This window comes from Bifidobacterium sp. UTBIF-68 (genome assembly GCF_006408855.1).
In the GTDB taxonomy this organism is placed as follows: domain Bacteria; phylum Actinomycetota; class Actinomycetes; order Actinomycetales; family Bifidobacteriaceae; genus Bifidobacterium; species Bifidobacterium reuteri.
The window spans coordinates 1-22,288 of record NZ_JFAN01000008.1; the positions used below are offsets into that span (position 1 = coordinate 1).

Sequence of the window (22,288 nt, forward strand, 5' to 3'; positions counted from 1 at the left end):
CCGGCCGCAACCGCAGCCAGTTCCCCAACGACCAGGCCGTCGTCAAGCTCCTGTGGCTCGCGATCTGCGACATCGAGGACAAACGGGCCAGACAACGGGAGAAGACCGGGAAAGGCAAACGCCATAAAAGCGAATGCCGTCTCATCGAGGGGCGGGTCACCACCAACTGGAAACAGGCCCTGGCCCAACTCGCCGCCGCGTATCCCGAACGCATGGAACCATACCTCTAAAAAACAAAAACAAAACCCCAAACACAAACAATTTGACAAGCTCGACGCAACTGCTGATTGTTCCCGGAGAGGACCGCGTCACGCTGATGACCTGCACCCCGTATGGGGTGAACACCCATAGGCTTCTCGTATCGGGTGTCCGCGTGCCTTCCGATTCACGTGGGGGAGGGGAAAGCGCAACACGGCGCGAATCGGTGCCGACGATGGCGGGGATTGTGGTGTTTCTCATCGTTTTGGGCGGCGGCTCGGGGTTTGTATGCAGCGCCGGTTCGTGCAGGGCGTCGATCCGTGCGCGGCATCGCGCGTAATCGCGGCGTATGCATAGCGGGCGTCCCTCGTCATTCTGAGGGGGGTACCTCTCTTAAATGACGGGGGACGCCCGCTTGGAAGGGAAGGGGTGCACGGCCTGTGGCCCCGGCCCGCGCGATGAATTCACTCATCGCACGGGCCGGACAAATCGTTTTTCAGGCGGCGAGTTCGGCCTTCAGCTCCTTGAGATCGGCGAGGATCTCCTCGTGGCACTTCTCGTTGGTGTCGAAGGCGAGGTGGCAGAAGGCGCACTCGTGGCCTTCGCGGTTCTCGTGGCAGGTGTGAATGCAGGCCTTGCCCTCGCACTGCTCGTCGGTTCCGTGCATGCAGTCGTTGTCGTCGCAGCAGTCGCCGGTCAGGCAGCAGCCGCAGCAGCCGCATGCGGCAACGCCGTGCTCGTGGGCGGAGATGTCGAACTTGGCGAGCGTGTCCTTGCAGACGGCGAAGGTGCCTTCCTCGGTGACGATTTCGTAGGCGTGCTGGTCGATGGTTTTGATGGTCATAAGTTTTCCTTTCAATGTGTCCATGGTTTTCGATTGAAAGGATAAGACGCGCGCGGTGCGTGTGGAAGTTAGTGAAAGTGGTTACCGGTTTCGCTGCCCGTCGCCGTCGTGGGCACTGTCGATGACCTTCTGCGCGCAGCGGGGGCACAGGCCGTAGATTTCCAGCTCATGGGCGACGTTGATGTAGTGCAGTTTGGCCGCCGCCTGATCGATCCACTGTTCCAGCCCTGGAATCTCGATTTCTATGGTCTTCCCGCAACTCCGGCACATGATGTGGTGGTGGTGACGATGGTCGGTGCAGGCGCGGTACAGGGTTTCGCCGTCGAGATGAATGATGTCGAGTTTTCCTTGGCCGGCCATCATCTGCAGATTCCGGTATGCGGTGGTGGTGCCGATGCGCGTGCCTCGGTTGCGCAGGATGTCGGTGATCTCCTGAGCGGTGGCGAAGCGCGACAACTCCGACAGTGTCTGCTCGATCAGCATGCGCGGTCTGGTGATGCGGGGGTTGGGCGACTCCGCGCGCTCGTCGCGCTGTTGTCCGTCGTGATTGGTCACTGTATTCCCCTCCTCTCCCATTGGATAATGATAGTGGTTATCGTTTAGAAGGCAAGTCGGATGGTTGTGCGGGAAATCCGCGAACCTGACGCCATGGTCGCGCCGGTCCGGTGCGCCGGTGCCGTCGTGCCCGAAGAATGGCGAGACATGATGATGCGCCCCGATCGGCGGAGAAACATGTTTCCGATCGGGGCGCAAGTGGTGGTTCAGGGGCCGGCTCGGGACGACGCCGCGGGTATGGCTCAGTGCGCCAGAATCTCCGTGGCGATCTCCTCGCCGCTCATCGACGCCGGGTAGTAGGTGGGCCAGTTGTCCATCTCCTTCAGGGTCTCCTCCTGGGAGGAGTCACCCATGAAGATGTGGAAGTGGGCGGACTTGCCCGGCGCGATGCCGTGGTCGGAGAACTGCACGACCTTCGGTGCGCCCTCGGGCACGTCGCCGGTGGCGGTGAACAGGAACCTTACGCCGCGGTTGCCCTTGGCGTAGTCGAGGATTCTGAATCCGTCGTACTGGTAGGTGGCGGTAGCGGTCTTGCCGTCGCGGGTGAAGCTCATCTGGTTGCCCGTGATGACGATCTTCTCCACGTCGGTCTTGTATCCGGTGTCGTAGTACTGCTTGTACTCCTCGGCGGTCATGTCGCCCTTCTTGGCCTTTGCCTCCATCACCGTGTCGAGTGTGCCGTCCTGAAGGTACGGGTATACGGACTGCCATTCGCCCTCGTAATCGGACAGGGTGCGGTCTTTGACGTCCTGCGTGAGGAAGAAGCCGTTCGTGGTGTCGGTGGCCAGCGCCTGCTTGGCGATCAGGGTGAGCCAGCCGAGCAGTGTCTTCTGGTTTTCGGGCAGCTGTTCGGTGGCGGAGATGATCGTCTTGTTGCTGGAGAGCGCGGCTTCGTTGAGCTTCTTGGCGAAGCCGCCCATCTCCTGCGGGTTGACGACGAGGATGTCCACGTCGTCGCTGGCGACGATGTCCATCGCGTTCTTGAGGTCGGCGGCGGACGGCTCGGACTCACTGTTCATCGCGTTGGTGTAGGTTTCGGGGGTCTTGTCGGTCGCACCGATGTAATCGAGCAGGTAGCTGATGATCGACTCGGTCGCCACGTAGTTGCGTTCGACTCCCGCGGCGCGGCCCTTGTTCACGAGGGCGACGAAGTCGGCGTACTCGCCGTTCCACTCGTTGAAGTGGCGCTGCACGGTGGCGGCGGTCTTCGAGTTCTCGCCTGCCTTGGTCACGTAGGCGTCGTTGATTGCCTCGGCGGCCTTGAGCACGCCTTCGGGGCTGAACCACACGTGGGGGTTCGTGGAGCCGTGGTGATGGTGGTGACCCTCCTCGCCTTCCTCGCCTTCCTCATGCTCGTGGGAGTGCTCCTCGGTGGCGGTGATGCCCATGAGGTCGCCCACGTTCACGATGGTCTGCTTGTCCGGGTTAAGCTGAGCCTTTTCCGCCCAGCCGTCGTATCCGGCGCCGTTGAGCACCACGATGTCGGCCTTGGCGAGCTTCGCGAGGTCCGAGGCGGTGGCCTCGTAATCATGCGGATCGGCGGAGGTCGAGTTGATCAGCGAAGTGACTTCGGCACAGGAGCCGCCGAGTTGCTCGGCAAGCGAACCCCACTGATTCACCGAGGCGACCACGGTGAATGTCGTGTCGCAGGAATCCGCAGCCGTCGCCGTGGTGCTGCCGCCGGGCTCACCGCCGGACGTCTGGCCTTGTCTTGCGTAGGCGAATCCGCCGACAATGCCGCCGGCGAGCAGCGCGCCGACGCAGAATGCGGCGATGGCGGCGATGATTGGCTTGCGGCGTTCGCCGATGGCTGCGCGAGCATCGGGATTGGTTTCGGGTGTGGGCTGGCTAGCGTTTGGGTTAGTCATGTTTGGGCTTTCTACCTGATTGTTCGTATTGTTCTGATTGTTCAGTTTCTGGGTGTGCTCTGCTTGTCAACACATTTCCGACGCAGGACACGCGGGACATTAGGGCTTCATATACCCCTTCCGTACGGCTGCGGCCAGATTCTGGGGAACCTGGACGACTTCGCCTTCCGGTGTGGTGACCGTGGCCAACTGTGGAACTTTCGCCTTCCAATTGGCTCGGCGTGAGCGGGTGTGCGACCGTGAGGTCCGGTATTTCGGCAGTGCCATCAGCCTTGCCTCGCTTTCCAATGCGGATTCTTCTTATTGATGACGTACAGATGTCCGCGGCGCCGGACGACGTAGGAGCCGTCCTTACGCGCCAGCGATCGAATGGAGGATTTGACTTTCATGGTGTTGCTTCTTATCTACGGTTTGTGGGTCACCAGCTTGATTTCACTACGCCGGGCAATTCGCCCTTATGCGCCTTTTCGCGCAGATTGATGCGCGAAAGCCCGAACTTGCGGTTGAAGGCTCGCGGCCGCCCGTCGATGGAGTCCCGGTTACGTAGGCGGGTCGGGCTGGCGTCGCGGGGGAGCGCATGCAGTTTGCGCATGGCTTCGGCCCGTTCCTCGGGCGGCAGGTGCGGGTTGACGCTGTCCCGCTTGTATTGCGCTCGCCGTTCGGCATATTTCGCCACGATGCGTTCGCGCTGCATTTGTCGGTTGATTTTGCTGGTTTTGGCCATGGGATTTCCTCCTGTTCAGCGCGATTCCCGGAAGACGACGCGCCTGCGCACCACCGGGTCGAACTTCAGCAGTTCGAGTCGGTCCGGCGTGTTGCGTCGGTTCTTGCGGGTCGTGTAGGTGAAGCCGGTTCCCGCCGTGGATTTAAGGGTGATGACCGGTCTGATCTCCGATGATTTGCTTGACATGATGCTTCGACTGCTTTCTATTGGTTGTCTGTTGGTTGCATCTCAGGTATCTGACGGATGGCTGTTGGGTGCCTAATGGTTTCCTGCCGAGTGCGCATCGCAGGGCTGATGAGCGTCGCCCGCGTCGAGCAGCCAGTGTCTGCCGAGCGAGTATCGGGCGCGAGTCATCGGTTGACGTTCTGGTTGCGGCGGATGCGAGCGAGCGCCGCTTCGATGCCGATGCGGTCGATGGTCTTCATGCCTTTGGCGCTCACGGTGAGTGTGATGGTGCGTCCCAGAGACGGGGCCCAATACCGCTTCGTTTGCAGATTAGGCGAGAAGGTTCGTTTGGTTTTCCGATGCGAATGGGAGACGCGATTGCCGGTGGAGGCATGCGTGCCCAGGATTTGACATTGTTTGGACATGATTGCAGACTATACACCATAATGATAACCATTATCAAAAAGAAAGGTCGTTATGATTCATCCGGTATTGCAATCATTGGGAAACGCGGAACGCGGCGCTGGCGTGCCGGTGGTGCTGCTCACAGGGGCGGATCGGCTCAGTCTTGATGCCGTTGCGTTTTCGTTGGCTGATTCCTGTCCGTCCATATGCTCGATCGCCTATGACGTGCGTCCGAATGCCGCCGTCGAGTCCGGGCTGGACATCGTGCGTACGATTACTCGACCGCGAGCCGACGATCTGGCATTCGGGAAGACCGACTCGTTCGCCTTGGAGGAATGCTGCATGAGTTGCACGGTGAAGCATGACGTCGGACGCGTGCTGAAGTCAATATGCTCGGCGTTTGCAACAGGTGTCGGGGTGGGATCGGAAGTGCCGCCAAGGATTGAGTCGAATGGGTTGTCGGATGCTATGGGGATTTCCGCGTCCGCGTCGCCGGAATCCCTGTCGTTTACCATGCCTGAGGCGTTCCTTGTCTCGTTGCCGGTCGGTTTGGAGGGCTCTCTGGTGGCGCAGTATCTGACGGATTTGTTCCGCCTTGATGACTGGAGTATGCCGTTGTTCGTCGGTGTCGTCGCCAATGCGGTGGGTCTTGACGAGTTCGAGGAGCGGTTCTTCGACGACGATCGGCTGTGTCTCTATGGCTTGGGTGAGGAGGATGGCGTCTATGATGAGCGCTCCACTGGTGCCGTGGTCTCCCGCCTGATTCGAGAGTCTTCGTGCGTATTGGAGCTGCCGGTGGTCGGAGCCGGCTGTTTGGCGCGTCATCTGGATGCGGATGGTGAGTGCCGGTGCCGTGACATCATTCGCGCTATAGCCGACTGCGATGCGCTGATATGCGAGGACGCCCATACCGTAAGTCTGATGGAGCTGGTGGGTGTGGCGTCCGGTGCAACGGTGCCACGTGTCTGAGTGCGCGCTGATGCAGGGCTGATTGGAATTGGGTGAATAGGTCAGGTGGATGAGAGCATCGCGATCTGTGTCGTTCGGCATTGCTTGGTCATGCTGTGTTTTGCTGTGTTGCTGCGTTACGGAGGGCCGGGTGTTGAAGATTGTGACGGGTCGCGCGGCCGAATGAGAACACGCCGAAACAAATGCAAATGATAATAGTTCTCAATATGTGTTATTCTGTCGTCTCGGTGGCCGGGCGATGATGCAACAGCATCAGCATCGCCCGGCCTGGCAGTTGAAATAGAGAGGAAACCCAAACCATGTCCATCATGTCCAATGCCAAGCGTGCATTCGCCGTCGCGGCTGCTGCCGCGACCCTGTTCTCGATGGCCGCCTGCGGCTCCAGCAACGCCGACAGCAACACCAAGTCCGATTCCAGCGCCGCCGCATCCTCCGGCAAGATCGAGGTCGTCGCCTCCATCAACCAGTGGGGTTCGGTGGCCGCCGACCTTGGCGGCGACAACGTCGAAGTCACCAATATCATGACCAAGACCAACGTGGAGGCGCACGACTACGAGCCCACGGCCGCGGACGTAGCCAAGTTCGGCTCGGCCAAGGTGGCTGTGGTCAACGGCGCCGACTACGACCCGTGGGCATCCAAGGCGGCCGGGTCCACCAATGCCACGCTGGTTGACGCCGCCGAAACCGCCGGCATCAAGGAGGGCGACAACCCGCACGTCTGGTTCTCCGCCGAGGTCCGCTCCGCCACCGCCGACGCCATCACCGCCGCCTATCAGAAGGCCGACCCGGACAACAAGGACGACTACGCTCAGCTCAACAAGGACTGGCACGCCAAGGAGGACAAGCTCGAGTCCAAGATCAAGGAGACGTCCGCCAAGACGGCGAACCTGCCCTATGCCGCCACTGAATCCGTGGCGTGGTATCTGGCCGACGACCTCAAGATGAGCGACGCCACGCCGAAGGGCTATGCGCAGGCCTCCGCCAACGAGAGCGAGCCGACCCCGGCCGACATCAAGGACTTCCAGGACGCGCTGAAGGGCGGCTCCATCAAGATGCTGGTCTTCAACTCCCAGGAGGCCAACTCCACCACCGATCAGATCACCGGTGCGGCCAAGGATGCCAACGTGCCGATCGTGGAACTCACCGAACAGATGCCGTCCGAATACGACAACCTGCTCGACTGGATGGATGCCCTGGTCGATCAGTTCGCCGCCGCAGTGAAGTGACTTGGCGACAGGCGGTAATGCGCAACAGACACAACGGTGCGTGATCATAATCAATAAGCCGATCGAATAGCGCGGTTCGCATAGGGATAGTGAGAACGCGAGCTATTGGGGAAGGCTCCTTGTATACGGGTGCTTCGGTTATGCCGAGGCACCCTTTGCACTATTCTGAGGAGTCAGAGAACCGTAAAGAATCGTCGCATGATCATGATTCCCCAAGGTTGTGCGGTAACAATAGCCCTTTGGAAATATTGAAGAAACAATAGGTAAACTGCAGGCGAATGAGCGAGAACACCAGTAACACCACATCGAAGTTCCGTTGGCGGCTCTGGGAGAACCGGGCCGAGGCGGACGAAGTCACCCCGAAGCACCCGCACAAGCCGTTCCCCGGCTGGTTGTACGGCGTGCTGTTCCTCGTATTCGACATCATCGCCGTGGCGGCGCTCGAAGTGGGTGTCTCCTCCAGCTCCACGCGTGTGCAGCTTTCCAGCCCCACGGTCGGCTTCGGATTCGTCAGCAAAATGTGGACCGACGGCAATTTCGTGTTCCTGCTGAACGTGATATTGGTCGGGTTGCTGTATCTGGCGCTGCTCATGCTGTTCAACCGGTTCTGGACGGCCAGCATCGTGATCCTCGCGGCCGGCATCTTCGTGGCCGCGATCGAGCATTTCAAGGTGGAGATCCGATATGAGGCTATCCTGCCCGCCGATCTCGGATTCCTCGGCACCAACACCGGCAACATGCTCACCTTCATCCCGGCCGGGGCCCACGTGACCATTTTGGTGGCGCTGGGCGCATTCATCGCATTGGTGGCGCTTATTCTGGTGCTGCGTCATTTCGATGGGCGCCAAGGCCGTATGATCCGCACCGGGAACATGGGGCTGAGCTTCGCCTCCCGGTTGATTCTGCTGTTGCTGCCACTGCTTGCCTTCTCCCTGTACTGCATGCAGGTGAGCACCACGGATTCCTGGGCCAACAAGCTCTCCTTGGGCATGGGCGACAAGCCCTCCATGTGGGATTCGGTCTATGATGCGCAGCGCAACGGCCCGCTCGTGGCCTTCACCCGTCAGGTCAACCCCAAGATCATGGATAAGCCGGGCGACTATTCCGAGCAGACCATGAAGGAGGTGGCGGCGCGCTACGAGCAGGAGGCCAAGCGGATCAACGCCTCCCGCGCCAACAATCTCAACGATTCCACCGTGGTGTACGTGCTGTCCGAATCATTCTCCGACCCGAGCCGTGTGCCCGGGCTGAAGGTCAACAAGGACTCCATGCCCAATATCCGCAAGATCAAGGAGAACACGACCTCGGGTCTGATGCTCTCCTCGGGCTATGGCGGCGGCACCGCGAACCTCGAATACATGGGGTTGACCGGCCTGTCGATGGCCAACTTCGACTCCTCTCTCACCAGCCCGTACCAGCAGCTGGTGCCCGGCGCTCATTGGGCGCCCACCATCAACCAGATGTGGGGCGCGCCCGCGAATTCGCTTGGCTACCACCCCTACGAGTCGAGCATGTATTCACGCGCCACGAACTACAAGAAGTTCGGATTCTCGCACTTCTATACGCTGACCGGCCCTGATGTGATCAAATACCAGGACAAGATCGACGATTCGCCCTATGTCTCCGACAAATCCTCGTACGATTCGGCGCTTGAGGGCATCAAGGACGGCACCGCGAACAAGTTCATCCAGATCATCACGATGCAGAACCACATGCCCTACCACGAGTGGTACAAGGACAACGACTTCACCGTCGAATCCACCACCGGCACGCCATTGGAGAAGGATGAGCAGGAGTCGATCGAAACCTATCAGAAGGGCGCGTCGATCACCGATCAGGCCACGAAGGAATTCCTGGACGAATTGGACAAGCTGGACAAGCCGGTCACCGTGGTGTTCTACGGCGACCACCTGCCCGGCATCTATTCCTCGGCCAGCCAGGATGACGGCAACTCCTTGGCCCTGCATCTGACCGATTACTTCATCTGGTCGAACAAGGCGTCCGGCACCCAGGGCGTCAAGACCGATGACGCCGCCTATTCCTCACCGAACTTCTTCGTGGCCCAGGCCGCCGAGCATATGGACGCCAAGGTGTCGCCGTATCTGGCGTTCCTGACTGAGATGCACGCGAAGATCGCCGCCATGGAGCCACCGGTGGTCAACCAGATCCAGGGTTGGGAGCGCATCCCCGAAGGCCAGAGCATCTATCTGGACCAGGATGGCGAGCCGATGTCCACCGAGGACTTCGACGAGGGGACCAAGCAGCTGCTCGCCGACTACAAGCTCATCCAATACGACATCACCGCCGGCAAAAACTACCTCAAAAACACCGATTTCATGACACTGCCGTAAAGCGGACAACCCGGTGTGTTGTCCGTAGGCAGTGTGGCGAGCCGACAGGCGAGTCAGCAGGGCGCGGGCGTAGCCCGTCCGAAGTTGCTGTAGCACTGCCGTAAAGCGGACAACCCGGTGGGTTGTCCGTAGGCAGTGTGGCGAGCCGACAGGCGAGTCAGTAAAGTGCGGGCGTAGCCCGTCCGATATTGCTGTGACGTTGCCGTAAAGCCCACAGCCCAGTGGGCTGGTTTTTCGGGAATTGTTTGTGCTGAGGTTGGTTCAGTGCAAGGTTTTCTCGACGATTGGGTTTGTTTCGGGAATTTCTTGTGCTGACGTCTTTTCAGCGGTGGTTGTTTCTGCCGCAATCGTGCGCATCGCGCATATTCGGTGCTGCTGGCCTACAATAAGGCTATGCGGCGCGTCGATATCAATTCCCAGTGGCAGTTTCGGAGCATTGGCGGCAAAGGTTCCGGAGTATGGCAGTCGGTCACGTTGCCCCATGACGCGATGATTCACGAGCATCGCGATCCGGATACTGCGAACGGATACAATACCGGTTACTATCCGGGCGGCACGTATGAATACCGCACCACGTTACGTTTCGACGGTCGTCCGCCAGCCTCATGCCTGCTGGAATTCGAGGGCGTGTACCCGCATGCCACGGTGATGGTCAACGGCACTTTGGCGGGCGAGCTGACGTATGGATACGGTGACTATTATCTCGACATCGCGGCATTGCTGAAGCCCGGAACCAATACGCTGACCGTGGTAGTGGACAACTCCGATATTCCCAATTCGCGTTGGTATTCAGGCTCGGGAATCTACCGGCCGGTGTGGCTGTGGACCGCCGAGAGCGCGGATGCGATTCGACCGGATGGCGTGCATATCGAGGCCCTTGTCGTTGATGACATGGCCGAGGCGCCGACCGGTTACCACGTCAATGCCACGGTGACGATTGCCCTTGACGATCCACTCATCCTCGGTCAGTATCTCGATGTCACCATCATCGATGCGCAGGGAGAGGTCGCGGCCCAATTCCAGGAGGGGAGCGGCACCATTGGCACCATTGAGGATGCTCGACTCTGGTCGCCGGATTCGCCCACATTGTATACCGCACTCATCGAATTGCATGCCGATGACGGCATATTGCTCGACACCCATACCGAACGGTTCGGCATCCGAACCCTGACCTGCGACGCCACGCATGGCTTGCGACTCAACGGCAGGCGCACACTGCTCAACGGTGGCTGCGTGCATCACGACAACGGCATCCTCGGCGCCGCCACCATGCCGCATGCCGAATTTCGCCGCGCGCGCATACTGAAACAACAAGGCTTCAACGCCGTCCGTTCGGCGCACAACCCACTGTCCAAGGCGTTCCTCGACGCCTGTGATGAAGTGGGACTGCTCGTTATGGACGAGGCGTTCGACATGTGGTGGATGCACAAGACCAGCTACGATTACGCCAGTGATTTCCGCGACCATTACGCCGACGATCTGGCATCGATGATCCGCAAGGACCGCAACCATCCCAGCGTGGTGCTGTATTCCATAGGCAATGAGATTGCGGATACCAAGTCACCGCGTGCCGCCGACGCGGCGCGATCCATGCGCGCCATCATCCGTTCTCTGGACACCAGCCGCCCGATCATCGACTGCGTGAACCCGATTTCGCTGTCCATAGCCGCGAAAACCAAGGCCGGCATGGACCAGCATGACATCACAGTGGAAGGGGAACCGGGGCTCAACACCACACTCGAACACGCCTCGGGACCGATCATGCTGTCGATCATCGACAGACTCATGCCGGCTGCGCTCGCCACCGGCATCATGGATCGGCAGAGCAATGCGGTGTTCGATGAAGTGGATGTGGCGGGGTTGAACTATTGCCGCCAGGGGCCCGAATGGTTCCACCGCCGGCATCCCAACCGGGTGTTCTGCGCCAGCGAGACCTATCCGCAGGAGATCATCGATACGTGGTCCACCGCTCAACGGCTGCCGTACATGATCGGCGACTTCGTGTGGACCGGCTGGGATTACATCGGCGAAGCGTCGGTCAGCGCATGGGCCTATTCGAATCCGGAGCCATACGGTTGGATGTGCCAATACGGCGACCATATGGCTTTGCGCGGCCATCTGACCGGCCCATACCGACGGTATCCGGGATTGTTGGGCGGCTCCGGTCTTATCGACATTACCGGCGAGCCGACCGGACAGATGCTGTACCGGCAGATCGTCACCGGTATGCGGCGCACCCCGGCCATCACCGTACGTCCCATGCAGCTGCTGTATGGAGCGGGTTCATCCTCATCCCGCGTCGGTCGCACCGCGCGGTTCATAGAGCGAGGGCATGACGGTGTAGCCAGCTGGTCATGGGCTGGATATGAGGGGCGGGAAGCCATAGTCCAGGTGTATTCGGGTGGCAGAAGCGTGGAACTGTCGCTGAACGGACGTCATGTCGGACGTGCGCCGGTGCGCCGGTGCATGGCGGAATTCCGGGTCCCGTATGAGCCCGGTACGATCACCGCGACGGCCTATGACAGCGGAGGACAGCCGATAGCCGACAGTTCGCTGACCTCGGCCGGTCGGGAATTCATGGTCACCACGGTATTCGAACGGGTTCCCAACCCATATCCGCGAGACGATCCTCGATGGAACGGCGAGGAGCTGGTCTATGAATCCATAGCGCTTACGGACGCGAAAGGCGAAGTGCACGTCACCGATGATCGCGCCATCACCGTGCTTCAGGATGGCAGTGTGCTCGTAGATGCACCTGAGGGGAAGCCGGTGGGCGGCAGAGATCGAGCATATGTTTCACAGAGTGTTTCACGGCATGAGGGCGGCGTGCCAACCCATGTGTCGAACGCCGATGCGGAACTGAATGCCGTACTCGCCCATGCCACGTTGCTCGGGGCGGCCAGTGCCAATCCCATCACCTTCGATGAACTCGCCGGCAACACCTGCACCACGTACTTCGGTCGGGCGCAGGCCATATGGCGGGCCGAAAACAGGGCGTATGAATCGTATGAACCGTGATGCGCGATGCCGATGACGCGCACTTATCTGAAAGGCCTTGACATGACCACTGGAACCGATGCCTTCGCCAATCTCAAGCGTGCATATGCCTCTGGGCGCACGCGTCCGCTTGCCTGGCGCCGCGCGCAACTCGATGCGTTGCGACGCCTGATTGATGAGCACCGTCAGGATTTCGTGGCTGCGCAGACCGCCGATCTGGGCAAACCCGCCATGGAGACCGTGCTGATGGAGCTTGACTTGATAGTCTCCGAAGCGCGTTTCGTGCGCAATCGGATGGGGATCTGGTCGGCCCGACGCCCGGTGCCGATGCCGTGGGCTCTGCAGCCCGCCGCAGGGTGGACGATCGCCGAGCCCAAGGGTGTGGTGCTGATCATCGCACCGTGGAATTATCCGGCGTTGCTGGCGTTGGAGCCATTGGCCGATGCGCTCGCTGCGGGCAATGCCGTATGTGTCAAGCCGTCGGAGCTGGCGTCCAACACGTCGAAACTCATCGCGCAGCTTCTGCCGCAATATCTTGATGCGGAAGCGGTCGCCGTGGTGGAAGGGGGCGCCAAGGAGACCGGTGAACTGCTCGACCAGCCGTTCGACCATATCTTCTACACCGGTGGCGAGCGTGTCGGAAGAATCGTGATGACTGCGGCGGCGCAGCACCTGACGCCGGTCACGTTGGAGCTCGGCGGCAAATCGCCATGCTTCGTGGATGGTTCCGTCGATCTGAACGTGGCGGCCAGACGCATCGCGTGGGGCAAATTCTCCAATGCCGGGCAGACCTGCGTTGCGCCGGATTATGTGCTGGCTACACCGGATATCGCCGAGGTGCTGGCCAAACGCATCGGTGTGGCGATAGGCGAATTCTTCGGCAAGGATCCCGCTGTGTCGTCGGACTATGGGCGGATCGTCAACAATCGCCATATCGAGCGGCTCTGCAAGCTGCTGCCGGCCGGTACCGTGCCAGCTGAGGAGCCGAGCTCTCCGCTGGTGCAGGTGGCGTCAGTGGTCGGTGCTGCAGTGGACATGGTCGGTCGTCGTATCACCGCCGCCCGCGCGGATGAGACGACCGATGGGGAAAAGGCGAAACGTGACGGGCATGCCGACATCCTTACAGTGCCCGGCGTTATGGATCCGGCGGGTCGTGTGATGTGCGGTGGCGTGGTCGACCGCGCCACAAGGTATATGGCACCCACGGTGCTGTTCGGCACGCAACCGGATGCGGCTGTGATGGGGGAGGAGATTTTCGGTCCCATTCTGCCGATTCTGGTGGTCAAGGATGCGCGTGCGGCCATTCATTTCATCAACAGCCGTCCACGCCCGCTGGCTGCCTATGTGTTCTCCCGTAACCGGTCTGTCCGTCTGGCGTTCGAGCGTGAAACGTCGTCCGGGTCTCTGGGATATTCATTGACGTTGGCGCAGCTGCTGTCCAGCCGATTGCCGTTCGGCGGCGTGGGGGCCTCGGGCATGGGTTCCTACCATGGCAAGGCCGGGTTCGAGACGTTCAGCCATATCAAGACGGTGGTCTCCAAGACTCAATGGCCTGATACGATGCAGGCGGTGTATCCACCGTTCAATGCTTGGCGTACCCGGATCGTCGATTGCATCATTGCATTGAGCTGAGTTCGAGTCGAGGCCATAGCTGGATATGGAAGGATATGGAATGGGGGATGTATGTCATCATGCATCCCCCATTCCTGTGCGCGAACGTTGTGCTGATTACTTCAACTTACTTCAGCACACGGTAATAGCTCATACCGCTCATCACCGCAGTGACCTGCGTGCCCTGCGCCGGCGTCATGGCATGAATCATCAGACCGTTGCCGATGTAGATGCCGGCGTGCGTGGCGCTGATCATCAAATCGCCGGGCTGCGGATCGGTGACCAGCGTGCCTGCGGAACCTTGGTCCGCAGCGATACGAGGCAGACTGATGCCGAAGTGGGCGAACACGTACTGGGTGAAACCGGAGCAATCCCAGCCATCGGGGGTGGTGCCTCCATAGACATATGGGGCTCCCTGGAACTGCAATGCGAACGCGACGAGATCGGTGGCATTTCCGGAGACAGGCACGTCATTGGCTGCGACGGCGGTGCGGGATGCGCTGCGGCTGGCTGCCTCGGCGGCGGAATCCGCAGCTGCCTGAGCTGCCTGAGCGGCCTGGGCTTGCTCTGCGGCTGCGTCCTTCTCGGCTTGGGACTGAGTTTGAGGCACATTCAATGATTCGACATCGCCCCAGTCGCCGTTGCTGTCGGTGGACGTCGATTCCACGCCGACGGTGATGCGCTTGGTGGATTTGTAAGCAGGAAACGCACGAGCCGAAGAGACAGCTCCGGAGGCACTGTCTGCTGCGTTGGCCATGGGGACAAAGCCCAGCGGAAGTGCGAGAGCAGCGATGCAGGCAGCTGATGCGGCGAACGTGCCGACGTGATTGATGGTCACCATGGATGCAATGATTCCTTCCACACAAACTGCCTACCAATATAGCGTTGCCCCTGTACCTCACGCGAAAGGTACAGGGGCAACGCCGAGGACGCTCCGTAATCAGTCATTCAGGGCTTTGAAACCGATGTCGTGGCGATAGAACATCCCCCGCCAATCCAGTTTGTCGATGATCGAGTACACCTTGTCCTGCGCGGACTTGATGTCAGGGGCGGAGGTCTCGACGAGGAGCACGCGGCCGGAATCGGCGACGAGTCCGCCCTTGCCGTCGGAGACGACGCCGGCATAGTAGACGTGGGAGTCCTCATCGACGGGGATTTCAGGGACGCGCGCGCCCTTGATGACATGCTCCGGATATCCCTTGGATGCGAGGACGACGCCCAAGGTGGCATTGGTTTCATCCCAAGTGAATTCCGGAGTCCCGCCGTTGAGGATCTCGCTGATGCCGGCACCGAGGTCGGAGGTGAGCTTGGGGAGCACGACTTCGGTTTCCGGGTCGCCGAAGCGGGCGTTGAATTCGATGACTTTGGGGCCGTTGGCGGTGGCGATCAGGCCGGCGTAGAGGATGCCGGTGAACGGGGTGCCTTCCTCGGCCATGCCTTCGACGGTCGGACGCACGATGGTGTCGATGGCCTCGTCGATGACGGATTGGGGAATCTGCGGCACGGGGCTATAGGCACCCATGCCGCCGGTGTTCGGGCCTTCGTCGCCATCGTGGGCGCGCTTGTGGTCCTGGGAGATGGGCATAGGCCAGAATTCGGTGCCGTTGACGAAGCTCATCAGGGAGAATTCCTGGCCTTCGAGGAAGTCCTCGATGACGACTTTGGCTCCGGCGGAGCCGAAACGATGGTCGACGAAGATGTCTTCGAGCGCTCGGATGGCGGTGTGCAGGTCCATGGCCACGGTCACGCCCTTGCCGGCTGCGAGACCGTCGGCTTTGATGACGATGGGGGCGCCATGTTCGTTGACGTATTCCTTGGCCAGTTCCAGATCGCTGAAGGTCTGGTACTTGGCGGTGGGAATGTTGTGACGCGCCATGAGCTGCTTGGCGAAGTCCTTGGAACCCTCGATCTGGGCGGCGGCCTTGTTCGGGCCGAATGCTTTGATGCCGGCCTTGGCGAAATCGTCCACGATGCCTTCGATCAGCGGTACTTCAGGGCCGACGAACACCCAGTCATACCCGTTCTGCTGCACGAACTCGATGAGCGCGGCGTGATTCGACTGGCTGAGCTGCGTGATGCGGATACCATCGCCGACCATGCCCGGATTGCCCGGAGCCACGGTGACCTCATCGACGCTGGAGCCCTTGAGCAGGGTGTGGGCGATGGCGTGTTCGCGCGCACCGGAACCGATGACCAGAACCTTCTGACCCATCCTTATTGTGTCCTTTCCTGATTCTGCTGAAAGTCTATACGGGGTTATGCTCGCTGGTGCGAGCATGCTGGGGTCCTGGAGTTCTTTACTCCAGGACCCTTCGGGGATCACATGCCCTTGTGCAGCTGAACGCGGGTGCCGTCGACGTCCTTGACGATCTTGCCGACGGTGTAGTGCTTCTCGTTCTCGGCGTCAAGCACTCGTTCGACTTCGGCCACCTTGTCGGGGGCGACGATAAGCACCATGCCGATGCCCATGTTGAAGATGTTGTACATTTCGAGTTCATCGACATTGCCGAGGTTCTGCAGCAGGCGGAAGATTGGCGGGACGTCCCAGCTGGTGATATCGAACGCGGCGGCGAGGCCTTCGGGGATGATGCGCGGCACCTTTTCCACGAACGCGCCACCGGTGATGTGCGCCACGCCGTGCAGCAGGTCGTCGCCGGCGAACAGGGGCTTCAGCGGCTTCGCGTAGATGCGCGTGGGCTTCAGGATCTCCTCGCCCAGCGTTTCGCCGCCCAGCTCTTCGGGCTTGGAATCGACGGTCAGGTCGTGGTCCTTGAACAGGATCTTGCGCACCAGGGAGTAGCCGTTGGAGTGGATGCCGGAGGAGGGCAGGCCGATGAGCACGTCGCCCTCGGCGATGGTGCTGCCATCGATGATCTTCGACTTTTCCACGACGCCGACGGTGAAGCCAGCCAAGTCGTATTCGTCGGCATCGTACATGTCGGGCATTTCCGCGGTTTCGCCACCGACCAGTGCGGCGCCGGCGTCCACGCAGCCGTCGGCCACGCCCTTGACGACCTGCTCGAGCAGGGCCGGATCGTTCTTGCCGCAGGCGATGTAGTCAAGGAAGAACAGCGGCTCGGCGCCCTGGGCGAGGATGTCGTTGACGCACATGGCCACGCAGTCCTGGCCGATGGTGTCATGCTTGTTCATCATCTTGGCCACCATGAGCTTGGTGCCCACGCCATCCGTGCCGGAAACCAGCACCGGTTCCTTATAGCCAAGGGAGGCGAGGTCGAACAGACCGCCGAAACCGCCGATGCCGCCTGCGCCGGGACGTGCGGTACGTGCCACATGCGACTTGATGCGGTTGACGACTTCGTATCCGGCTTCGACGCTTACGCCGGCGTTCTCATATGCTTTTGGCATGAATGGGCCTTTCTAGTATTCCGGCTTCCTTGATGGGGAAGCCGTCTGCAGAGCTGGTTTCATGTATCAGGTTCTCCTGTCAAGGAGATCTGAAGATCGGTTCCGTTATCATCCGGTTCCCCTTGTCAGGGGAGGTCTGAAGAGATTGGTTTCGATATTATCCGGCTCCCCTTGTCAGGGGAGCTGTCAGCGGAAGCTGACTGAGGGGTAGTCAGGTAGTTCAGGTAGTCAGGGCGATGGCGCGCGGCAACGAGGCTACACGGCTTCAGGCTGCACGGTGTTGTACTCGTTGCCGACGTACTTGCTCTTGTACAGCGCGAATTCCGGCAGCCGCACGCGATCTTCCGGGGTGAGCGACTTGAGGAAGTCGGCCTCGTAATCATCGAGGGCGGTGGGGTAGTCGCCGTTGAAGTAGGCGACGCACAGACCACCATAGGGCGCGTCGGCGTTGAGCCCGATGGATTCCACCAGACCGTCGAGCGACAGATATGCCAGGGAGTCGGCGCCGATGTAATCGCGGATCTCCTCCACGCTCTTCTTGGCGGCGATCAGCTCCTTGGTGGTGGAGATGTCGATGCCATAGAAGCACGGGTATTTGAGCGGCGGCGAGCTGATGCGCATATGCACTTCGGCCGCGCCGGCCTCCTTGAGCAGCTGTACGATGCGCTTGGAGGTGGTGCCGCGCACGATGGAATCGTCGATGACGATGACGCGCTTGCCCTTGACCACGCCGCGTACGGCGGACAGCTTCATCCTCACACCCTGTTCGCGCAGCTCCTGCGTGGGCTGGATGAAGGTGCGTGCCACATACTGGTTCTTGATCAGACCCATTTCGTTGGGCAACCCGGCTGCCTCCGCGTAACCGGATGCGGCGGAGAGCGAGGAGTTCGGCACACCGATCACCATGTCCGCATCCACGGGGGCCTCGGCGAAGAGGCGCGCGCCCATGCGCTTGCGGGCGGAGTGCACATTGATGCCGTAGATGTCGGAATCCGGGCGGGCGAAGTAGATGTATTCCATCGAGCAGATGGCCAGCTGCGTGTTGTTGGTGTACTGGATGATCTTGTAGCCGTGGTCGCTGACCACCACGATCTCGCCGGGGCGTATGTTGCGCACCAGCTCGGCGCCGACTACGTCCAACGCGCAGGTTTCGGAGGCGAGCACGTAGGCGCCGTTCTTCATCTTGCCGAGGGAGAGCGGGCGGAAGCCGTTCGGGTCGAGTGCGCCGATCATGGCGTTCTCGGTCATAAGCAGGTAGGCGAAGCCGCCGTGCACGGTGTTGAGCGCTTCCTTGAGCTTGTCCATGAAGGTGCGCTGCAGGGATCGACGGATGAGGTGCATGAGCACTTCGGTGTCGGAATTCGAATGGAAGATCGCGCCTTCATCCTCGAGCTTGCGGCGCAATGACGGGCAGTTGGTCAGGTTGCCGTTGTGGCACAGGGCCACGTCGCCGTCATGGAAGCGGAAGATGAACGGCTGGATGTTGTCCGTGGTGCCGGAGCCTGCAGTGGCGTAGCGCACGTGGCCGATGGCGCGGTTGCCTTTGAGCCGCTCGATTTCCCGCTCGTCGCCGAACACCTGGGTGAGCAGGCCGAGGCCGCGGTGGCCGATGAGATGGCCGTTGTCATTGGAGACGATGCCAGCGCCTTCCTGGCCGCGATGTTGCAATGCGTGCAAGCCGAAATAGGTGAGCCGGGCGGCGTCAGGGTGTCCCCACACGCCGAAGATGCCACATTCCTCATGAATGTCTTCGAGTTCAGCCGACAAGCCAAAGCTCCTTTTTCAAACAGGGGGTTAACTATCTGTCAACCCTACCAATCGGCGGCTACATCGCCGTGTTGTGGGGTGCATGGTCTTCTTTTCTTCCTCCTCGGGTCGAGTGGCGCTGTCCCGGCGCAAGGATTTCGGGGAATCGTCCCCATCATCCCGGATTTCTTGCGCTGGAGCTGGCGTAGTGCAAGGATTCCGGGACGAGTGGGATGATTTCCGGGATTTCTTGCGCTGAGGTGGGTGGGTTCGGGAGGTTGGTTGGGGAGGTTTGGCGCGGGTCGTCTGATTCTCGGGTTCGACACGAACATATCGAACAAATGTTCGACTGTTTTGGTATCATGGGCGTGCCTGGAAATCATAAGGGATGCGACCGAAGGGAGGCGGATGATGGTTCGGGAGACACATACGTATCTCGCAATCGATCTCAAATCCTTCTATGCTTCCGTGGAATGCGCGGCGCTGAATCTGGACCCATTGACCACGCACCTGGTGGTGGCGGACGAGAGCCGCACCGACAAGACCATATGTCTGGCCGTCTCGCCGTCGCTCAAGGCGTATGGCATTCCGGGGCGCGCGCGTCTGTTCGAGGCGAAGCAGCGTCTGGCGGCGGTCAATATGGAGCGCGCCCTCCATACGCCTACGGGCCGATTCATCGGAGAGTCCTGCGACGCCAATGATCTGGCGGCATGCGCATCGCTCAAGGCCTCGATGATCATCGCCAAACCGCGCATGGCGCATTACCTGCAGGTGAGCGGGAAGATCTACGGCATATACCTGAAATACGCGGCTCCCGAACACATCCATGTGTATTCGATCGATGAGGTGTTCATCGATGCGACGCCATACCTGCGTGCCTTGAAGATGACGCCGCATGAGATGGCTATGACCATCGTGCGGGAGATTCTCGCCGAGACGGGTATCACCGCCACGGCGGGCATCGGCACCAACCTGTATCTGGCCAAAATCGCCATGGATATCGTGGCCAAGCATATGCCGGCCGACAAGGACGGCGTGCGGGTGGCGGAGCTTGATGAGATGTCGTATCGTCGATTGCTCTGGAACCATAGGCCGCTCACTGATTTCTGGCGGGTGGGGCGAGGCTATGCCCGCAAACTCGAGCATGCCGGCCTGCTGACCATGGGGGATATCGCCCGTTGCTCGGTGGGGCGGGCTTCGGATTACTACAACGAGGATTTGCTGTACCGCATGTTCGGCGTGAACGCCGAGTTGCTGATTGACCATGCGTGGGGCTGGGAGTCGTGCACCATCGCGGATATTAAGTCATATGAACCGGATGGGCACAGCACCAGCATCGGGCAGGTGCTCACCGGGCCGGCCGACTGGCGTACGGCCCGACTTATCGTCAAGGAGATGGCGGACGCGCTGGCGCTTGATCTTGAGGCCAAAGGTGTCAGGACCAATCGCCTGACATTGGCCATCGGCTATGACATCGGCAGCCTGAATCCCCGGAAACTTGACGGCTGCGAGGACAAATCGATGCGACGGATGGCGGAGTACGCCAAGAATCACTATCAGGGTGACGTCTCCTATGACCGTTATGGGCGTGCGGTGCCCAAACCGTCGGTCGGTTCCATCGGATTGGAGGGATTCACGTCATCCGCGGCCAGCATCCGGCCGTCCATGGCCTCCTTGTTCGAGCGCATCGCCAACCCGATGCTGTTGGTGCGTCGGCTGACCGTTATCGCCGATGATCTGGCCACGCTTGATGAGCTGGCGGTCGGCAAGCGGTATGAGCAGCTCGATCTGTTCGCCGACGAGCCGTCGGGCGCTGGGTTGGGCGGCGATGGGGCGGATGACGGCGGTGACGGTTCAGCGGAGCAACCGGAAAATGGCATTGGAGGGAAAGGAGAGCAGAACATCCAACGCACACTGCTTGATGTGAAGCGACGCTTCGGTCGCAATGCCGTCATCAAGGCCATGGATCTGGAGGACGGCGCCACCGGCATCGCGCGCAATACGCAGATCGGAGGCCATAGCGCATGACGCTGCAGGAGACTCACCGTTACGACGACATCATCGATTTGCCGCATCATGTCTCACGCCGGCATCCGCAGATGTCCCGTCACAACCGCGCCGCCCAGTTCATGCCGTTCGCCGCCTTGACCGGCTATGACCAGGTCATCGAACAGGTGGCGAAAAACGCCGAAATCCGCATCGCCAAGGCCGAGGCCCAAGGCGATACGGATTTCGGAGCCTGATGTGGGCTGGCTGAGACGGAATCAGCCCACGTGGCGTTCGAAGCGGTGGAAGCCGGTGATCTTGTCGATTTCGGCCATCGCGTCGGCGGGGATCACAAAGCCGGAGGCCTTGATGTTGTTCTCCAGCTGGCTCGGCTTGGAGGCACCGGCGATCACGCAGCTGATCTCCGGGTGCTGCAGGATCCACGCCATCGACAGCACCGGCAGGTTCGTGCCGAGCTCCTCGGCGACCTTGCGCAGACGCTCGACCTTGTCGAGGTTCTCGTCGGTGAGCAGGTCGTTGATCTGGTGATCGGACTGCCAGGTGGCGCGCGAACCGGCCGGCAGCGGCTGACCCTTGCGGTACTTGCCGGTCAGCAGGCCCTGTGCGAGCGGGGAGAACGTGGTGATGCCGATGCCCAGTTTGCGGCAGGTGCCCATGATCTCATGCTCGATGTAACGGTCCTGCAGGTTGTACTGCGGCTGCACCACGGTGATTGGGTAGAGGTTGTAGCGGTCGATGATGCGCTGTGCCTCCTCGAGGCGGGCGGAGCCCCACTCTTCGGAGACGCCATAGTAGAGCACCTTGCCCTGCGCCACCAGATCGCTCATGGCGCGCAGCGTCTCGGTCAGATCGGTGGTCTCGTCGAAGCGGTGGCAGAAGTACATGTCCAGATAGTCGAGCTGCATGTTCTTCAGCGTCTGGTCGATGCTTTCGAAGATATGCTTGCGGCTCAGGCCGCGGTCGTTCACGCCTTCGCCGGTGGGGAAGAAGACCTTGCTGGAGATGACCAGCTCCTTGCGGGGGTATTCCTTGAGAACCTCGCCGAGGAACCGCTCGGCCGCGCCGCCCGAATAGGCGTCCGCGCAATCGAAGAAGTTGACGCCCGACTCATAGGCGAGTCGTACGATGTCTCGCGCCGTGTCCAGCTGCGCGTCGTTCGTCAGCTGCGTCACCCAGCTTCCCAGTGCGATCTCGCTGATCTTCAGTCCTGACTTGCCCACGCTGCGGTACTTCATTGATGCTCCTTCGTTTGCAGC

The 22,288-nt window shown here is 60.7% G+C and carries 21 protein-coding genes and 2 pseudogenes; 9 read left to right on the forward strand and 14 right to left on the reverse strand.

The features are described 5' to 3' along the window. Together BW14_RS02325 and BW14_RS02330 are read left to right on the forward strand one after the other, a co-directional pair. Nucleotides 1-230: pseudogene (locus tag BW14_RS02325) on the forward strand (IS256 family transposase); the annotation flags it as partial. Nucleotides 231-271: 41 nt separating this feature from the next. After that, nucleotides 272-376 (forward strand): annotated as a pseudogene (locus tag BW14_RS02330) (class C sortase); the annotation flags it as partial. Between the two features lie 318 nt (nt 377-694). Here the strand turns inward: BW14_RS02330 and BW14_RS02335 are convergent. From BW14_RS02335 to rpmB, 8 genes are all read right to left on the reverse strand, one after another. Next, nucleotides 695-1,042, reverse strand: coding sequence for a lectin-C (locus BW14_RS02335; protein ID WP_181161797.1), 348 nt, complete (start codon nt 1,040-1,042; stop codon nt 695-697). 81 nt (nt 1,043-1,123) lie between these two features. After that, on the reverse strand, nt 1,124-1,597 hold the full coding sequence (locus tag BW14_RS02340) for a Fur family transcriptional regulator (protein WP_258185036.1): 474 nt from the start codon (nt 1,595-1,597) through the stop codon (nt 1,124-1,126). Between the two features lie 242 nt (nt 1,598-1,839). Beyond that, nucleotides 1,840-3,465 carry a metal ABC transporter solute-binding protein, Zn/Mn family gene (locus BW14_RS02345; protein WP_140463835.1) on the reverse strand — a complete coding sequence of 542 codons (1,626 nt, stop codon included), beginning with the start codon at nt 3,463-3,465 and terminating at the stop codon, nt 1,840-1,842. A 99-nt stretch (nt 3,466-3,564) separates the two neighbouring features. After that, the gene (gene rpmF, locus BW14_RS02350) at nt 3,565-3,732 is read right to left on the reverse strand and encodes a 50S ribosomal protein L32 (protein WP_094667360.1); all 168 of its coding nucleotides are present in this window, start codon (nt 3,730-3,732) and stop codon (nt 3,565-3,567) included. Beyond that, nucleotides 3,732-3,854, reverse strand: coding sequence for a 50S ribosomal protein L36 (locus tag BW14_RS02355; RefSeq protein ID WP_003813936.1), 123 nt, complete (start codon nt 3,852-3,854; stop codon nt 3,732-3,734). Before BW14_RS02355 ends, rpmF begins: the two co-directional genes overlap by 1 nt. A 29-nt stretch (nt 3,855-3,883) precedes the next feature. Next, the gene (gene rpsN, locus BW14_RS02360; protein WP_140463837.1) at nt 3,884-4,189 is read right to left on the reverse strand and encodes a 30S ribosomal protein S14; all 306 of its coding nucleotides are present in this window, start codon (nt 4,187-4,189) and stop codon (nt 3,884-3,886) included. A 15-nt stretch (nt 4,190-4,204) separates the two neighbouring features. Further along, complete coding sequence (rpmG, locus tag BW14_RS02365; protein WP_044089945.1) at nt 4,205-4,375, reverse strand: 50S ribosomal protein L33; 171 nt, start codon at nt 4,373-4,375, stop codon at nt 4,205-4,207. A gap of 164 nt (nt 4,376-4,539) precedes the next feature. Next, entirely contained in the window at nt 4,540-4,779 is a 240-nt protein-coding gene (gene rpmB, locus BW14_RS02370) for a 50S ribosomal protein L28 (RefSeq protein WP_044089944.1), read from the reverse strand. A gap of 52 nt (nt 4,780-4,831) precedes the next feature. Between rpmB and BW14_RS02375 the strand changes: the two genes are divergently transcribed. The 3 genes from BW14_RS02375 (at nt 4,832) to BW14_RS02385 (ending at nt 9,305) form a co-directional block, all read left to right on the forward strand. Beyond that, the gene (locus BW14_RS02375; RefSeq protein ID WP_258185037.1) at nt 4,832-5,728 is read left to right on the forward strand and encodes a hypothetical protein; all 897 of its coding nucleotides are present in this window, start codon (nt 4,832-4,834) and stop codon (nt 5,726-5,728) included. A gap of 299 nt (nt 5,729-6,027) precedes the next feature. Beyond that, on the forward strand, nt 6,028-6,954 hold the full coding sequence (locus BW14_RS02380; RefSeq protein ID WP_140463839.1) for a metal ABC transporter solute-binding protein: 927 nt from the start codon (nt 6,028-6,030) through the stop codon (nt 6,952-6,954). 278 nt (nt 6,955-7,232) lie between these two features. Continuing rightward, the gene (locus BW14_RS02385; RefSeq protein ID WP_140463841.1) at nt 7,233-9,305 is read left to right on the forward strand and encodes an LTA synthase family protein; all 2,073 of its coding nucleotides are present in this window, start codon (nt 7,233-7,235) and stop codon (nt 9,303-9,305) included. A gap of 261 nt (nt 9,306-9,566) precedes the next feature. On the opposite strand, the gene BW14_RS11850 is transcribed toward BW14_RS02385, so the two are convergent. Continuing rightward, nucleotides 9,567-9,788 carry a hypothetical protein gene (locus tag BW14_RS11850; protein WP_181161796.1) on the reverse strand — a complete coding sequence of 74 codons (222 nt, stop codon included), beginning with the start codon at nt 9,786-9,788 and terminating at the stop codon, nt 9,567-9,569. Between the two features lie 6 nt (nt 9,789-9,794). On the opposite strand from BW14_RS11850, the gene BW14_RS02390 reads away from it, so the two are divergent. Then, nucleotides 9,795-12,323 carry a glycoside hydrolase family 2 TIM barrel-domain containing protein gene (locus BW14_RS02390; protein WP_181161795.1) on the forward strand — a complete coding sequence of 843 codons (2,529 nt, stop codon included), beginning with the start codon at nt 9,795-9,797 and terminating at the stop codon, nt 12,321-12,323. 42 nt (nt 12,324-12,365) lie between these two features. Further along, entirely contained in the window at nt 12,366-13,934 is a 1,569-nt protein-coding gene (locus BW14_RS02395; RefSeq protein WP_140463845.1) for an aldehyde dehydrogenase family protein, read from the forward strand. Between the two features lie 106 nt (nt 13,935-14,040). On the opposite strand, the gene BW14_RS02400 is transcribed toward BW14_RS02395, so the two are convergent. The 4 genes from BW14_RS02400 to purF form a co-directional block, all read right to left on the reverse strand. Continuing rightward, nucleotides 14,041-14,754, reverse strand: coding sequence for a C40 family peptidase (locus tag BW14_RS02400; protein WP_044089938.1), 714 nt, complete (start codon nt 14,752-14,754; stop codon nt 14,041-14,043). Nucleotides 14,755-14,853: 99 nt separating this feature from the next. Further along, nucleotides 14,854-16,125, reverse strand: coding sequence for a phosphoribosylamine--glycine ligase (gene purD, locus BW14_RS02405; protein WP_044089937.1), 1,272 nt, complete (start codon nt 16,123-16,125; stop codon nt 14,854-14,856). 107 nt (nt 16,126-16,232) lie between these two features. Further along, a complete protein-coding gene (gene purM / locus BW14_RS02410) occupies nt 16,233-17,279 on the reverse strand; it encodes a phosphoribosylformylglycinamidine cyclo-ligase (RefSeq protein ID WP_140463849.1) in 1,047 nt (348 codons plus the stop codon). A 255-nt stretch (nt 17,280-17,534) separates the two neighbouring features. Next, a complete protein-coding gene (gene purF / locus BW14_RS02415; RefSeq protein WP_140463851.1) occupies nt 17,535-19,046 on the reverse strand; it encodes an amidophosphoribosyltransferase in 1,512 nt (503 codons plus the stop codon). Between the two features lie 390 nt (nt 19,047-19,436). Between purF and BW14_RS02420 the strand changes: the two genes are divergently transcribed. Continuing rightward, entirely contained in the window at nt 19,437-21,053 is a 1,617-nt protein-coding gene (locus tag BW14_RS02420) for a type VI secretion protein ImpB (protein WP_140463865.1), read from the forward strand. Next, nucleotides 21,050-21,268, forward strand: a complete 219-nt coding sequence (locus BW14_RS02425; protein WP_044089933.1) for a hypothetical protein — start codon at nt 21,050-21,052, stop codon at nt 21,266-21,268. Before BW14_RS02420 ends, BW14_RS02425 begins: the two co-directional genes overlap by 4 nt. Nucleotides 21,269-21,289: 21 nt before the next feature. On the opposite strand, the gene BW14_RS02430 is transcribed toward BW14_RS02425, so the two are convergent. Beyond that, nucleotides 21,290-22,267: an aldo/keto reductase family protein gene (locus BW14_RS02430; protein ID WP_044089932.1), complete on the reverse strand. Its 978-nt coding sequence runs from the start codon at nt 22,265-22,267 to the stop codon at nt 21,290-21,292. Nucleotides 22,268-22,288 lie beyond the last annotated feature (21 nt).